This is a genomic window from Sandarakinorhabdus sp. (assembly GCF_031422795.1).
Lineage (GTDB): Bacteria > Pseudomonadota > Alphaproteobacteria > Sphingomonadales > Sphingomonadaceae > Sandarakinorhabdus.
The window spans coordinates 1-14,547 of sequence record NZ_JANPML010000062.1 but is presented as its reverse complement, the minus strand read 5'-3'; the positions used below and the strand labels follow the sequence as shown (position 1 = coordinate 14,547).

The window sequence follows — 14,547 nt, the reverse complement described above, 5'->3', positions numbered from 1 at the left end:
CGAACACCACTGTTTCCTGGGGGACGACGGCGATGCGGGCGCGGATGTCATGCGGGTCGGCGGCGGTGAGCGGCACGCCATCGAGGCGGATTTCGCCAGCTTCGGGGTCGTAAAAGCGTTGCACGAGTTGAAACAGTGTCGATTTGCCGGCGCCCGAGGGGCCGACCACAGCGACGGTTTCGCCGGCGGCGATATCGAGGCTGAAGTCCTCGAGCGCGGCGCCATCGGGCTTTGACGGGTAGTGGAAGGTGACGCGATCGAGGCAGAGCGCGCCCCTGGCCGGGGTGGGCAAGGGCGTGGCGTGTTCCGGCGCGCGGATGCCGGGGCGGGCGGCGAGCAGTTCTTCCATGCGGGCGCTGGCGCCGGCGGCGCGCATGAAATCGCCATAGACTTCGGAAATCGTGCCAAACGCACCGGCAACGATGATGGCGGCAAACACGAAGGCGGCAATGGCGCCGGCCGACAGTCGTCCCGAAATCACGTCGAGCGCGCCCTGCCACAGCACCAGAGTGATGGCGCCGAACACCAGGGTGATCACCAGCGCCGTCATCACCGCGCGCAGGCGTATGCGGCGTTTGGCGGTATCGAAGCTGCGTTCAACCGCGGCGCCAAAGCGGCTGGCTTCGCGGCCTTCCTGGGTGAAGGCCTGCACGATGCGGATGGCGCCCAGCACTTCGGAAACCATGGTGCCCATGTCGGCCACCCGATCCTGGCTGGCGCGGCTGATATCGCGCACCTTGCGGCCGAGGAACAGGATCGGCACGATGGTGAGCGGGATTACCAGCAGCATCAGCAGCGTGAGGCGCGGGGAGACCCAGAACATGTAGCCGATGCCGCCAATGCCCATCACCGTATTGCGCAGCGCCAGGCTGGACGAGGTGCCAACCACCTGTTCGATGATCGACGTATCGGCCGTGATGCGGCTGGCGATTTCGGCCGGGCGGTTTTCTTCGAAGAACACCGGATCGAGCGACACGAGGTGGCGCTGCACTGCGGTACGAAGATCGGCCACCACACGCTCGCCAATCCACGAGACGAAATAGAAACGCACGGCGGTCGCAATGCCCAGCATGCCGACCAGGCCGAGGAACACCGAGAAGAAGGGGGCGATGGTTGCCGGGTCGCTGCCACGGGCAAAACCATTGTCCACCACCATCTTCAGCCCTTGCGGAATGGCCAGGGTGGTGACAGCCGCGAGGCAGAGCGCCGACAGCGCCGCTACCAGCTGTAGCGGGTAGGCGCGGGCAAACCGCCACAAGATCTTGAGGCGGGAGAGTTTGCGCTCAGCGGGTGGTGGCAACGGCGGTTTCACCGTTGTGGTTTGGGGTCGAGAGGCCATGCGGGCTGATAACAGGCGACCGGGCCACACTCAATGGCCAATGGCCTGCGATAAAAACCGCAGGCGCGGCCGTTGCACAATAGTTGCACGGCTGCGGATTCATGACATGTGCATGTTGATTCCGGTTTATGCTGCACCTGCGATATGGCAGTGCATCATATGCACGGCCTAGATGAGACTCGCGCCGGAAGGACTGTTGATGCTTTACACCGCCATTGAGATGCAGAAAGCCATGCTGGCAGGGATGGGCCTGGCGGCTCAATCCAGTTCCGATTGGTTGCTCAGCTATGCCAACCCGCTGGCCTGGTCGCCCACCGCACCGTCGATGGCGCGGGCGCTTGAAGTGTTTGCCCACACGGTTGAAGTGCGGGGCAAGCCGGCTTTTGGTCTCGATACCACCATCGTTGAAGGTGTGTCGGTGGCGGTGTCGGAAGTCGTCTCGGCGCGGAAGCCGTTTGGCCAGTTGAAGCATTTCCAGCGTGCCGTGAGCGGCCGCCGCGACCCCCGCATCCTGATCGTGGCACCGATGTCGGGCCATTATGCCACGCTGCTGCGCGGCACCGTTGAGCGCCTGCTGCCCGATCACGAAGTGTATATCACCGATTGGCGCGATGCCCGCCTGGTGCCGACGAGCGCCGGCCGCTTCGATCTCAACGACTATGTTGATTATCTGATCGGGTTCCTGGAAGAGCTCGGCCCGGATACGCACATGCTGGCCGTGTGCCAACCTTCGGTGCCGGCGTTGGCTGCCGTGGCGCTGATGAACGAAGATGATCATCCGTGCACGCCGCCCAGCCTGACGATGATGGGTGGCCCGGTCGATACCCGCAAGGCGCCGACATCGGTGAACGATCTGGCCTTCAAGCGGCCGTTCGCGTGGTTTGAGCACACCGTGATTCAGGAAGTGCCGGCGATTTACCCCGGTGCTGGCCGCAAGGTGTATCCCGGCTATCTGCAACTATCCAGCTTCATGTCGATGAACCTGGCCAACCACATGAAATCGCATTGGGAAATGTTCAGGCATCTGGTGGATGGCGATGATGAATCGGCCGATTCCACCAAGGCTTTCTATGATGAATATCGCGCAGTCTGCGACATGACCGCGGAATTCTATCTGCAGACCATCGATCTGGTGTTCCAGCGCCAGGCGCTGGCAACCGGCCAGTTCGAACATCGCGGCCGTATTGCCGATCCGGCCAAGATCACCCGCACCGCGCTGCTGGCCATCGAAGGCGAGCGTGACGATATTTCGGGCATAGGCCAGACCAAGGCCGCGCTCGATCTGGCGGTGAATCTGCCCGAAGCGAAGAAGCATTATCATATGGCGCTGGGTGCCGGCCATTATGGCATCTTCAATGGCCGCAAGTGGCGCGAGGTGGTTGCGCCGGTGATGGAGGATTTCATCCGCACGCACGATTTGCGCCGCGTGACCCCGGCGCCGCTCCGGGTGGTGCTGCCCAGCCACGTTGAACCAGACGTGACGCCCGGGTTGGAAGTGGCCTGACGGGGAGACTCTCCTTCGGCTCCTCGCGCAAAGCGGGAGGGGCCGGGGATGGGAAACGTCGGGCGCCTTACTCCGCCAGCGCGGCCTCCAACTCCGCCAGTTTCAGCCAGCGCAGCTCGGCAGCCTCCAGCGTGTCGCGCAGGCGATCCAGTTCGGCCATGATGGCGGAAAAGCGCGCCGGATTCTTGGCGTAGAGCTCGGGATCCGCCAGTGCTGCCTCGCGGGTGGCAATATCCTTGTTGAGCGTCTCCATGCGAGCGGGCAATTCGGTGAGTTCGCGCGCGTCCTTGTAGCTCAGCTTGCCGGCCTTTTTGGGCGCGCTGGGGCCGGGCGCCACCGAACGCCCGCCCTTGGTTGCCGCTGCCGCCGGCGCCTGCCGTGCCACCCAGTCGCTCCAGCCGCCCACGCTGACCTCGGCATTGCCGTGACCATCGAGTGCGACGATCATCGTCACCACACGATCCAGGAACGAGCGATCGTGGCTGACCAGGAGCACGGTGCCGTCATAATCGCCGATCACTTCCTCGATCAGGTCGAGCGTTTCCATGTCGAGATCGTTGGTCGGTTCATCCAGCACCATCAGGTTTGATGGCGTGGCGAATTCGCGGGCCAGCAGCAGGCGGGACTGTTCGCCGCCCGACAGGGTTTCGGCTGCCGCATCAAGCACGCCGGGTTCGAACAGATAGTCCTTGAGGTAACCGACAACGTGCTTTTTCGATCCATTCACTTCCAGCCACTCGCCGCCATCGGCCAGCACTTCGCGTACGGTGCGGCCCTTCAGGCGCTGGCGGTGCTGATCGATGATGGTGGGTGCCAGCGCGGCCGATCGCGTGATCGTGCCACTGTCGGGCGTGAGCTGGCCGAGCAGCAGCTTGATCAGGGTCGATTTGCCGGCGCCATTGGGGCCAACGATGCCGATGCGATCGCCCTTGCGGATGCGCAGGGAAAAATCCTTCAGGATGGTGCGTTCGCCAAAGGCCATTGAAACCGCCTTGGCGTCGATGAGGATTTTCGAGCCGGGGTCGCTGGATTCGGTGGCGATGCGGGCCGTGGTTGGGCCGCGATCAAGTCCGCGGCGGGTTTCGCGCAGGTCCATCAGCTTGGTCAGCCGGCCCATGTTGCGCTTGCGCCGGGCGGTGACGCCGCGCTGCAGCCAATGTTCCTCGGCGCGCAATTTTGTGTCCAGGCGCTGGGCGGTGCGTTCTTCCTCGGCAGCCACGGCATCGGACCAGGCATCGAACCCGCCAAAGCCGACTTCGGCGCGGCGTAGCGCACCGCGATCGAGCCACAGGCAGTTTTTTGTAAGCCGGGTCAGGAAGGCGCGATCATGGCTGATGACAACCAGCGCGCAGCGGCTGCGGTCGAGCCAGTTTTCCAGCCATTCGATGGCGCTGATATCAAGGTGGTTGGTCGGTTCATCGAGCAGCAGCAGATCGGGCGCTTCGGCGAGCACCCGCACCAGCGCGGCCCGGCGGCGCTCCCCGCCTGATGCTGTGGCCGCCGGCCGGGCGAGATCGAGCCCGATCTGATCGGCCAACGCTGCAACTTCATACGGTTGCGCGCCGCCGGCCAGCACATAATCTTCAAGGCAGGTGAAATCGCCCATCGGCGGGTCCTGCTCCAGCCGGCCGATTTTCAGCTTTGCCGAAAGCGCGCGGCGGCCCTGATCGGCTTCGATGCTGCCATCGATGATCTTCAGCAACGTGGATTTGCCGGCACCGTTGCGACCAATCAAGGCGACACGGTCACGGGCATCAAGGGTGAGTGACAATCCCTGAAACAGCCAAACGGCGCTGTTTTTCAGGCCGATGGATTCAAGGGTAAATATGGGTTCGGGCATGACGCCGTGGCAGTGGCCTGTCCGGCCGGTTATGGCAAGAGGCGGTGAGGCCGCGCGCCAATGGTTGCGCTGCGGCCATCGATGCGGCACAAGACAGATGTCTGCTGCGTGCGTGAATCTTGTTCATGTTCAGGGCGGGTTCAAGCGGCGGTGGGCAGGGATGCATCCATGATAGCCGGTGTTGAAGCCGTTTCAGCGAGGTTGAACGACGAGGCCATGCTTGTGCGTAACCATTTGTTTTTGGTGATTTCCCTGGTGCTGATGGTGCCGGCTGCGGCCGCCGCTGGCCCCAATGACGTGCACGATATGGTGCGCGCCGGGGAGATCATGCCGCTGGAGCCCATCCAGCGCCGCGTTGTGCAGCAAAATCGGGGCGAGTATGTTGGCGTGCAATTTGATCATGGCAGCCGCACCTACCGTTTCCGGTTTGTGCAGGATGGAGCCCTAGTCAATGTTGATGTTGATGCCCGCACGGGCGATCCGGTGCGACGCCGTAAGAATTATTGAGTTGTCGTCGGCAGCCGTTGGCAGCGCTGCCAGACGGCCTGGACACAGCACCATCCTGGATAGGGGCCAATGCGAATTCTGATCGTCGAAGACGAACCCAATCTGCGCCGTCAGCTGAAAAACGCGCTGGAACAGGCTGGCTATGCCGTTGATAGCGCTGGCGACGGCGACGAAGGCCATTATCTGGGCGCCAACGAAGCCTATGACGCTGTCATCCTCGATCTGGGCTTGCCCGGCCTTGATGGCTTGACCGTGTTGGATCGCTGGCGCCGCGAAGGCCGTGTGATGCCGGTGCTGGTGCTGACAGCGCGTGACAGTTGGTCCGACAAGGTGGCGGGCCTTGATGCCGGCGCCGATGATTATCTGGCCAAACCGTTCCAGGTGGAAGAACTGGTTGCCCGGCTGCGCGCCATCATCCGCCGGGCTGCGGGGCAGGCGACGTCGGAACTCACGGCCGGCGGTGTGCGGCTGGATGGCCGTTCTGGCCGCGTCACGCTGAACGGCGAACCGGTCAAGCTGACAGCGCAGGAATTCAAGCTGCTCAGCTATCTGATGCACCACAAGGGCAAGGTGGTGAGCCGCACCGAGCTGATCGAACATATTTACGATCAGGATTTCGACCGCGATTCCAACACGATCGAGGTGTTCATCACCCGCATCCGCAAGAAACTGGGTGCTGATCTGATCATGACCACGCGCGGCCTTGGCTACAGCCTCAACGACCAGCTCTGATGCTGCACCCATCGAGGTGAGCACGCGCCGCTCGTTGCAGCGGCGCATGGTGCTGATTGCGTCGGTGTGGATCACCATGTTGCTGGGTGTGGGCGGGCTGGCGCTGGTGCGCGTGCTCGATGATACGCTCACCGCCAGTTTTGATGAGCAGCTGGCCAACAATCTGAATGCGATGATCAACGCCGCCGAACTGGACGAGGTGGGCGATGTGCGTCTGCTCCGGCCGCTGGGCGATCAGCGTTTTGCCGAGCCTTATTCCGGCCTTTACTGGCAGGTGTCGGGCGGCGGCCACGCGCCGTTTCCGTCGCGCAGCCTGTGGGATCGCCAGTTGGCGCCGCCGCCGGGCAATGGCGATTGCCGCACGCCCTGCACGTTTGAAAGTGTCCAGTTTCCTGCTGAGCCGCTGCGGGTGATTGCCCGCAGCGTGCGCCTGCCCGGTGCGCCGCAAGCCTTTCTGTTCCAGGTCGCGCAATCCAGCCGTGATCTCAATCAACAACTGGCGCGCACCCGCACCGTCGTCGGCTGGAGCCTGGGGGTGCTGGGCATCGGCCTGATCATCATGGTCGGCCTGCAATCAATCTATGGGCTGGCGCCGTTGCGGCGGGTGTCGAAAGCGATTGCGGCCATTCGTTCGGGCGAGGCCAAGCGCGTTGATGAGCAATTCCCGATCGAGGTGGAGCCGCTGGTTGCCGAGATCAACGAGTTGCTGGCCCATGGTGAAGCACAATCCGAAGCCGCCCGCCGCCACGCCGGCAATCTGGCGCATGCCCTGAAAACCCCGATGAGCGTGCTGATCGGTGAAGCACATGGCCGTGATGATCCGCTGGCCCGTGCTGTCGAAGCGCAGGTGCAGGTGATGCGCCGTCACGTCGATCACCAATTGGCCCGGGCCCGCGCCGCCGGTCGCCGTGCCGCGTCAAGCGCACGCACGCCGCTGTGGCCGTCGCTGGAAGCCATCGCCCGCACGGTCGGGCGTATCCACCAGGGCAAGGTGCTCATCGATCTGGCCGGTGACCGCGAGGCCGCGTTTCGCGGTGAGCGCCAGGATCTGGAAGAAATGCTGGGCAATCTGATCGACAATGCCGCTGTGCACGGCGGTGGCCGGGTGTTCATCACGGTGGAAAGCGATGCCGACATGGTGCGTGTGATGATCGAGGATGACGGCAAGGGCATCACCCCGGCGCAGCGCAGCCGGCTGTTCGAACGCGGCGAACGGTTGGATACCGACAAGCCCGGCACTGGCCTGGGCCTGGCCATCGTCAAGGATGTTGCCGAACTTTATGGCGGCAGCGTCGCGCTCGAAACGTCGGAGGATCTGGGCGGGCTGCTGGTCGTGCTCAGCCTGCCCAAGGCGCCCTGATCATTGCTGCGCCCGATTACTGCTGGGCCGCCTGGTGATGGCGGATGACCTCATCGATGATGAAGCGCAGGAATTTCTCGGAAAACTCCGGGTCCAGATTGGCACTGGCGGCCAGCGCGCGCAGGCGGGCGATCTGTTCGGTCTCACGCCCTGGGTCGGCCGGGGGCAGGCCGGTCTGGGCCTTGTAGCGGCCCACAGCCTGCGTGACCTTGAAGCGTTCGGCCAGCATGAACACCAGCGCGGCATCAATATTGTCGATGCTTGTCCGATAGGCTTTCAACACCAGGTCAGTCACGCTGTTTCCCCCATCTGGGCCGCTAAGGCCGTCCTGTCCTTTTGCGGCACAGCAGCGCGGGGGGCAAGGCCGCGCTTGCACAGGCCGTTACTTGCGGTAAGGAAACACCCGTGTCCGCAACCGTCCATCCCCTTCGCCGCGAACCATCGATTCAGGCGCTGATGAACCTCACCGCGCCTGGGCTGAATGCGGTGAACCACGTCATCCTTGATCGTATGCAATCGCAGGTGGCGCTGATCCCGGAACTGGCCGGCCATTTGATTGCCGGTGGTGGCAAGCGGCTGCGGCCGATGCTCACCCTGGGTTGCGCCAGCCTGCTCGGCTATTCGGGCAATCGCCACCACAAGCTGGCAGCCGCTGTGGAGTTCATTCACACCGCCACCTTGCTGCATGACGATGTGGTGGATGCGTCGGGCCTGCGCCGCGGCAAGGTCACCGCAAATTCGCTGTATGGCAATCCGGCCAGCGTGCTGGTCGGCGATTTTCTGTTCAGCCGCGCCTTTGAACTGATGGTGGAGGATGGCTCGCTGCGCGTCCTCAAGATCCTCAGCCGGGCCTCGGCGGTAATTGCCGAAGGCGAAGTGGCGCAGCTCACGGCAGCCCGCGACGTCACCACCACCGAAGACCGTTATCTCGACATCATTTCCGCCAAGACTGCCGCATTGTTTGCCGCGGCCTGCCAGATTGCCGGCGTGGTCGCAGAACGCGATGAAAAGGCCGAGGAAGCGCTGGCCAGTTATGGCCGCTATCTCGGCATCGCTTTCCAGCTGGTCGATGATGCCATCGATTATGTGTCGGACGCAGAAACCATGGGCAAGAATGCCGGCGATGATTTCCGCGACGGCAAGATCACGCTGCCGGTGATCCTGGCCTATGCGCGCGGCAATGAGGATGAACGCGAGTTCTGGCGCCGCGCCATGACCGGGCGTGCCAATGGCGATGCCGAACTGGCCCGCGCTGGCGAACTGCTGCGCCAGACCAATGCGGTGGCCGATACCATGGCCCGCGCCCGCCACTACGGTCAGCGCGCCATCGATGTGCTGGGCAGCTTTGCCAAGGGCCCGGCCCGCGACGCGCTTACCGAAACGGTCGAATTCGCCATCGCCCGAGCCTATTGAGGCCGCGCACCTCTTGCCTGCGGCCGCGGCTCGCGGCAAGGAGGGTTGATGCACGCCCGTCTTTATCAGCGCCCCAAGCACGCCCTGCAATCGGGCCATGCCCACACCGGTGAATGGCTGCTGGAGTTCGAACGCGACGATCGCATTCGCGCCGATCCGCTCACCGGCTGGACCGGCAGCGGCTTCACGGCGGGCCAGATCCAGCTGCGCTTTGCCAATCAGGATGCGGCGCTGGCCTATGCCAAGGCCAATGATCTTGAGGTGGAAATTGTCCCGCTCGCTCCCAAGACCCTGAAAATTCAGGCCTACGCCGATAATTTCCGTTAGGGTCAGTCCCTGATGCGCTCCACCTTCACCAATGCGACGGTGCGGCTCTATCACCTGGACGATGGCGACCCGGTGGCCCAAACCCTGTTCTATGGACCGCTGGACGAAGCGCTTGTCATTGCAGCGGCCCAAGTCGAGGATGTGCAGGCCCATCTGTGGATCGCCACCGATAACGACGTGGCACACTATCTCGACCTGGCCAGCGACTAGGGCTGGATTTTCCGGGCATTCGGGAGCATTTCGAGCAGCAACGCGCCCATAGCTCAGCCGGATAGAGCACGTGCCTTCTAAGCACGGGGTCGCAGGTTCGAATCCTGCTGGGCGCGCCATTTTTGTTTGCGCGACGCTGCCCGCCAACCCATCGCGCGGTTTCGATTTCGCTCCGCTCAGCCTCACCATTTCGCTGCTGACGCGACCTCCCCGATACACCCAGCAAGCAAGGCACACGTCATGCCGGACATCGTTCACCATCGGCCCTGCGGGCCCGATTGCGGCGCAGGCAGCTGTGGTTGCAATCCTCAGCGTCGCAAACACGGCCTGTAACCGGCGCCCGGACTGAAGCGGACTAGCCCATGCTGTCGATCACATTCGCCCTGCAGGCCGAAACCAACCGCCTGGCTGACAATGCCGATGCCTATGATGTGTTGGTGAACCAGCTGGTGGCGACCAGCGCCGGCAAGCGCGCGCCGCGGGTGGGCCAGCGTTTCCCCGGCTTTGCCTTGCCTGATGCTGCCGGGCGTTTTCACACGCTGGCCGAACTGCTGGCAGCGGGCCAGCCGTTGGTGATCAGCTTTCATCGCGGTCTGTGGTGCCCGTGGTGCCGGGTTGAAAGCGCCGGTTGGGGCAATGCAGCCGATGCGCCGGCGGCGGCCGGCGCGCGCCTCGTCACGAGTACAGGCGAACTCGAAGGGCAGGGCGGCGCCCTTGCTGCGCGCGCTGGTGGCCTGGGGTTGGTCTGACCCCGCCAATCCTGCTCCAATCTGCCTGAACCGCAGCCTTGTTGAACCCGTTCTCATTGGCCCCTCAGGCTTGTGCCAACGGGGGGCAAACCGCATTCGGTTGAGCAGCCACTTTTGTTGCTGCTGCTTGACTACGGAAAGTTTCTCTTATAGCTGTTTTTGGTAGTGAACGTTCACAACCGTCGCATTCAACAGCACGGATGAACGATCAGGGGGAGAAAATCGCTAATGATCATGTCGTTACGTCCGGCTGTGGGCCGTTTCATGCTTGGCGCTTCGGTGCTGGCGCTTGGTGTTGCAGCGCAGCCGGTGATGGCACAGGCGCAAACTGCTGCGGCCGCTGAAGCCGATGCGGACGAGATGATCATCGTCTCCGGCATCCGGGCCAGCTTGCAGAAATCATTGAGCGTCAAGCGCGATGCGCTGGGTGTTGTCGATGCCATCTCGGCTGAAGACATCGGCAAATTCCCTGATACCAACCTTGCCGAATCGCTGCAGCGCATCACCGGCGTGTCGATCGACCGTCAGAACGGCGAAGGCTCCAAGGTCACGGTTCGCGGCTTCGGTCCCGATTTCAACCTGGTGCTGCTGAATGGCCGCCAGATGCCGGCCTCGGGCCTGGGCAGCTGCTGCGAAGCGCCGGCCTCGCGCAGCTTTGATTTCGCCAACCTTGCCGCCGAAGGCATTTCCGGCGTGCAGGTCTACAAGTCCGGCCGCGCCACGCTGCAGACTGGCGGCATCGGTTCGGTGATCAACATCCAGTCGCCGCGCCCGCTCGATCGCCCGGGCTTCAAGGGCAGCGTCTCGGTCAAGGGTGTGATCGATCACACGTTCGAGGGCACCAAGGTGACCCCGGAAGTGTCGGGCATCCTGTCCAAGACGTTTGCTGATGATCGCATCGGCATCCTCGTCACCGGTATCTACCAGCGCCGCAAGGCCAGCCTGGCACAGTTCAACGCTGGCTGGCGTGAAGGCTATCTGGGCAATGAAAACAACTGGGGTTCGCTGCCGCCGGCGGGGGCTTCGAATGTCACCAATCGCCCGGGTCCGACCGACACCTATCAGGTCACCCAGAATGCCGGTTATGATTTCACCGACATCGATCGTGAACGCATCAACGGCCAGGTCGTGTTGCAGGTGAAGCCCACCGACACGCTGAACATGGTGCTGGATTATACTTATTCGCAGAACACCATCGATGCCCGCACCAGCAGCATCGGCGTGTGGTTCAACCATGGCAACACCACCAGCAGCTGGACCAATGGTCCGGCAGCAGGCCCGAATTTCTACGCCGAAACCTTCGCTCCAGGCGACGGCAAGGATCTGGCCATCACCGGTGCGCTGGCCGCCAACCGCAACATCAACAAGTCGCTGGGTGGCAACATCAAGTGGGATGGCCCCGGCGGCTTGCGTCTTGAACTCGACGCCCACCATTCGACTGCAGAAAGCAAGCCGACCTCGCCGTTCGGTAGCAACAGCGCCGTGGGCAGCGCGATTTTCGGTGTTGGCAGCCAGAAGATTGATTTCACCACTGAAATGCCGGTGATCTCTGCGACCCTGAACCCAGGCGTCGGCCTTACGGCCAACAACATCCGCCCGGCGGGCAACAGCTTCCGCAACGCCTACATGAAGGACACCATCAACGAGGTGTCGCTGCGTGGCGGTTATGATTTCGAATCGGATTTCATCGACAGCCTGGATTTTGGCGTCACCTATACCGAAAACCGGGTGCGTTCGGCCTTCGGCGTAATCCAGAACGACAGCTGGGGCGGCACGTTGAGCGCGGCGGACACGCCTGACACGCTCTACACGCTGACGCCGCTGCCCGAACGTCTGCGCGGCATGAACGGTTCGCAGGATGCGTCGATCATTCCGAGCTATTTCCAGGTCGACTCTGCGGCTCTGGTGGATCTGCTGCAAAGCCGGCTTGGCATCTGCAGTGCCAGCATCCAGCAGGGCGCGTGCCTGGCCAAGTTCAATACCGATCGCCGGATCAACGAAGAAACCTGGGCGCCCTATCTGCAGACCACCCACAAGTTTGATCTGGGTGACATGCGCGCCAATCTGCGCCTCGGCATCCGTTACGAAAAGACCCGCATCGACTCGTCGGCACTGGTGCCGATCCCGACCGGTGTTGTCTGGGTGGCTGATAACGAAATGAATCTGGTGCAGGGTGCCCAGCAGGATTTCACCACGTTGCGCGGTGAATATAACAACTGGCTGCCGGCCTTCGATTTCGATCTGGCGCCTATTGACAGCGTGCGCCTGCGCGCATCGTACAGCCACACCATCACCCGCCCGGATTATACCAGCATGCAGGGCGGCATTACCGTCGCCCAGCCGCTGCGCCCGAACGGCGGCAGCACGGCGAGCAGCGGCAGCCCGGGTCTGCTGCCCTACAAGTCGAAGAATATCGACCTGTCGGCGGAGTGGTATTACGGGCGTGATTCCTATGTCTCGGTTGGCTTCTTCCACAAGAATGTCAGCAACTTCATCGCCAACACCACCACGCAGGGCCCGCTGTTCGATCTTCCCAACCCGGCGCAGGGCGCTGCGGTGCAGGCAGCGCGCACAGCGCTGGGCGGCACCCCCGGCTTCGCCGCCATCCTGGCGTGGCTAGCGGTCAACCGGCCGGCCGTGGTGCAGCTGACCAACGGCGTGCCCAGCGGTGTCATCGGCCAGACGGCCGATCCGGATGTGGTGTTCACCTCCACGGTTCCGGGCAACAGCGATCAGCTGGCCAAGCTGCACGGTTTTGAATTTGCCGTTCAGCACAGCTTCTGGGACACCGGCCTCGGCGTCATCCTGAACTACACCATCGTCAACAGCGACACGCAGTTCGACAACACGCTGCGCTACACCGCGACCCAGTTTGCGGTGAACGGGGTCAGCGACAGTGCCAACGCCGTGCTGTTCTATGACAAGAACGGCATCCAGGCCCGTGTCGCCTACAACTGGCGCGACGGCTTCCTGGCCGGCTATGGCTTTGATCCTTCCTATGTAGATCCCTATGGCCAGTTCGATGTTTCGGCGTCGTGGGAGTTCAAGAAGGACCTGACCGTCTTTGTTGAAGGCATCAACATCACCAATGCGGATCGCCGCGGCCATATGCGCAACGATCAGACCGTGACTTTCGCCGCGCCGGGCTATGCCCGCTACACGGCAGGGGTGCGCTACAGCTTCTGATCGGGTCACCGGCCGGATCACAAGAAGAGCCGCGCGCGTAAGCGTTGCGGCTCTTCTTCTGCTCTGCCAGTGTCTGCTTGTGGGAGAAAATGCGCGTGAAGGCTGATCGGCCATTTCAGCTGGTGATTGTTGGCGGCGGCAGCGCTGGCTGGCTGACAGCCTGCGTGCTGGCGGCGCGGCATCCAGGCCTGGCCATCACTCTGGTGGAATCGCCCGATATCCCGACCATCGGTGTGGGCGAAGGTACCTGGCCAACCATGCGCGAAACGCTGGCCGGCATCGGCATCTCCGAAGCGGAATTCCTGGTTGCCTGCGATGCCTCGTTCAAGCAGGGATCGCGCTTTGACGGCTGGCTGACGGGCGCGGCGGGGGACTCCTATCTCCACCCCTTCACCTTGCCACCGGCAGGCGACATGGCGGCGCTGCTCCACGCCTGGTCGGCAACCGGCACCGCTTTTGCCGATGCGATGACAGCGCAAGCCGCTGCCTGCGCCCAGCATCTGGCGCCGCGCCAACGCGGCATGCCGGATTATGCCGGGGCGCTGAATTATGCCTATCATTTCGATGCCGGCAAATTCGCCCGGTTGCTCACCCGCCATGCCACGCAGCGCCTGAGCGTGAGCCATATCGCCGCCACTGTCACGGGCACCACGGCGGCCGCCAACGGCGACATTGCAACGCTTGTGCTGGCCGACGGGCGTGCGTTGGTGGCCGACCTTTTCATCGATTGCACCGGTCAGGCGGCACGGCTGATTGGCGGCCATTGCGCGACCGAGTGGATCGACCGGTCCGACGTGTCGTTCAACGATCGCGCCCTGGCCGTGCAGGTGCCGGTGCTGCCGGACAGCCCGGTGGCTTCGCAGACCGTTGGCACCGCGCACCGCGCCGGCTGGCTCTGGGATATTGCGTTGCCAACACGGCGCGGCATCGGTTGCGTCTACAGTTCCCGCTTCATGCGCGATGACGAGGCGGACAGCGTGCTGCGCGCGCACGTCGCTGCCCACGTGCCGGGCGCAGATGCGATGGCATTGACCCCGCGCAAGCTGGAATTTGCCACCGGCCATCGCGCCCGTTTCTGGCAGGGCAATGTTGTGGCGGTTGGCCTGTCTGCCGGCTTTATCGAGCCGCTGGAGGCTTCCGCCATCGTGCTGATCGAACTTTCGGCGCGCGCCCTGGCCGATGCCTTGCCGGCCAGCTCCGACGCCATGGCCGTGCACGCGTCGCGCTTCAACGAGATGTTCCGCACTCGTTGGGATCGGATCGTCAATTTCCTCAAGCTGCACTATGTGCTCAGCCGCCGCAGCGAGCCTTATTGGCTGGCGCAGCGTGATCCGGCGAATATTCCCCAGCGCCTTGCCGATGATCTGATCCTGTGGCGCG

Annotated in this window: 13 protein-coding genes and 1 tRNA gene; 11 read left to right on the top strand and 3 right to left on the bottom strand. The window is 63.3% G+C overall.

Features of this window, described 5'->3' with window-relative positions; translation table 11 throughout:
- The coding region (locus RMO81_RS02625; RefSeq protein ID WP_409049575.1) for an ABC transporter transmembrane domain-containing protein at positions 1-1,312 on the bottom strand (1,312 nt) is incomplete at its 3' end.
- A 226-nt stretch (positions 1,313-1,538) separates the two neighbouring features.
- Here RMO81_RS02625 and RMO81_RS02620 point away from each other — a divergent pair.
- A complete protein-coding gene (locus tag RMO81_RS02620) occupies positions 1,539-2,843 on the top strand; it encodes a polyhydroxyalkanoate depolymerase (protein WP_310474173.1) in 1,305 nt (434 codons plus the stop codon).
- Between the two features lie 67 nt (positions 2,844-2,910).
- Here the strand turns inward: RMO81_RS02620 and RMO81_RS02615 are convergent, their stop codons facing one another.
- Positions 2,911-4,683: an ATP-binding cassette domain-containing protein gene (locus RMO81_RS02615; protein WP_310474172.1), complete on the bottom strand. Its 1,773-nt coding sequence runs from the start codon at positions 4,681-4,683 to the stop codon at positions 2,911-2,913.
- A 216-nt stretch (positions 4,684-4,899) separates the two neighbouring features.
- On the opposite strand from RMO81_RS02615, the gene RMO81_RS02610 reads away from it, so the two are divergent.
- From RMO81_RS02610 to RMO81_RS02600, 3 genes are all read left to right on the top strand, one after another.
- Entirely contained in the window at positions 4,900-5,190 is a 291-nt protein-coding gene (locus RMO81_RS02610; RefSeq protein ID WP_310474171.1) for a hypothetical protein, read from the top strand.
- A 69-nt stretch (positions 5,191-5,259) separates the two neighbouring features.
- On the top strand, positions 5,260-5,922 hold the full coding sequence (locus RMO81_RS02605) for a response regulator transcription factor (protein WP_310474170.1): 663 nt from the start codon (positions 5,260-5,262) through the stop codon (positions 5,920-5,922).
- Positions 5,923-5,938: 16 nt separating this feature from the next.
- Positions 5,939-7,282 carry an ATP-binding protein gene (locus RMO81_RS02600; RefSeq protein WP_310474169.1) on the top strand — a complete coding sequence of 448 codons (1,344 nt, stop codon included), beginning with the start codon at positions 5,939-5,941 and terminating at the stop codon, positions 7,280-7,282.
- 16 nt (positions 7,283-7,298) lie between these two features.
- Here RMO81_RS02600 and RMO81_RS02595 read toward each other — a convergent pair whose 3' ends face one another.
- Complete coding sequence (locus RMO81_RS02595; RefSeq protein WP_310474167.1) at positions 7,299-7,577, bottom strand: chorismate mutase; 279 nt, start codon at positions 7,575-7,577, stop codon at positions 7,299-7,301.
- Positions 7,578-7,738: 161 nt separating this feature from the next.
- Between RMO81_RS02595 and RMO81_RS02590 the strand changes: the two genes are divergently transcribed.
- The 7 genes from RMO81_RS02590 to RMO81_RS02560 form a co-directional block, all read left to right on the top strand.
- Positions 7,739-8,695, top strand: coding sequence for a polyprenyl synthetase family protein (locus RMO81_RS02590; protein ID WP_310474176.1), 957 nt, complete (start codon positions 7,739-7,741; stop codon positions 8,693-8,695).
- 48 nt (positions 8,696-8,743) lie between these two features.
- Complete coding sequence (locus RMO81_RS02585) at positions 8,744-9,022, top strand: NADH dehydrogenase ubiquinone Fe-S protein 4 (protein ID WP_310474165.1); 279 nt, start codon at positions 8,744-8,746, stop codon at positions 9,020-9,022.
- Between the two features lie 12 nt (positions 9,023-9,034).
- Positions 9,035-9,232 (top strand): hypothetical protein, encoded by a 198-nt coding sequence (locus RMO81_RS02580; protein ID WP_310474164.1) that lies wholly within the window; start codon positions 9,035-9,037, stop codon positions 9,230-9,232.
- A 42-nt stretch (positions 9,233-9,274) separates the two neighbouring features.
- Positions 9,275-9,351, top strand: a tRNA-Arg gene (locus RMO81_RS02575).
- Positions 9,352-9,594: 243 nt separating this feature from the next.
- Positions 9,595-9,981 carry a redoxin domain-containing protein gene (locus RMO81_RS02570; RefSeq protein ID WP_310474163.1) on the top strand — a complete coding sequence of 129 codons (387 nt, stop codon included), beginning with the start codon at positions 9,595-9,597 and terminating at the stop codon, positions 9,979-9,981.
- Positions 9,982-10,209: 228 nt separating this feature from the next.
- Positions 10,210-13,167 (top strand): TonB-dependent receptor, encoded by a 2,958-nt coding sequence (locus tag RMO81_RS02565; protein WP_409049574.1) that lies wholly within the window; start codon positions 10,210-10,212, stop codon positions 13,165-13,167.
- An 89-nt stretch (positions 13,168-13,256) separates the two neighbouring features.
- Positions 13,257-14,547, top strand: a 1,291-nt coding sequence (locus RMO81_RS02560; protein WP_310474161.1) for a tryptophan 7-halogenase, incomplete at its 3' end; no start/stop codon positions are given.

Bases quoted from the DNA above. Each gene is read 5' to 3' on its own strand.
- RMO81_RS02620 (WP_310474173.1), top strand. From the start codon at position 1,539: ATGCTTTACACCGCCATTGAGATGCAGAAAGCCATGCTGGCAGGGATG.
- RMO81_RS02615 (WP_310474172.1), bottom strand. From the start codon at position 4,683: ATGCCCGAACCCATATTTACCCTTGAATCCATCGGCCTGAAAAACAGC.
- RMO81_RS02610 (WP_310474171.1), top strand. From the start codon at position 4,900: ATGCTTGTGCGTAACCATTTGTTTTTGGTGATTTCCCTGGTGCTGATG.
- RMO81_RS02605 (WP_310474170.1), top strand. From the start codon at position 5,260: ATGCGAATTCTGATCGTCGAAGACGAACCCAATCTGCGCCGTCAGCTG.
- RMO81_RS02590 (WP_310474176.1), top strand. From the start codon at position 7,739: ATGAACCTCACCGCGCCTGGGCTGAATGCGGTGAACCACGTCATCCTT.
- RMO81_RS02585 (WP_310474165.1), top strand. From the start codon at position 8,744: ATGCACGCCCGTCTTTATCAGCGCCCCAAGCACGCCCTGCAATCGGGC.
- RMO81_RS02580 (WP_310474164.1), top strand. From the start codon at position 9,035: ATGCGCTCCACCTTCACCAATGCGACGGTGCGGCTCTATCACCTGGAC.
- RMO81_RS02570 (WP_310474163.1), top strand. From the start codon at position 9,595: ATGCTGTCGATCACATTCGCCCTGCAGGCCGAAACCAACCGCCTGGCT.
- RMO81_RS02565 (WP_409049574.1), top strand. From the start codon at position 10,210: ATGATCATGTCGTTACGTCCGGCTGTGGGCCGTTTCATGCTTGGCGCT.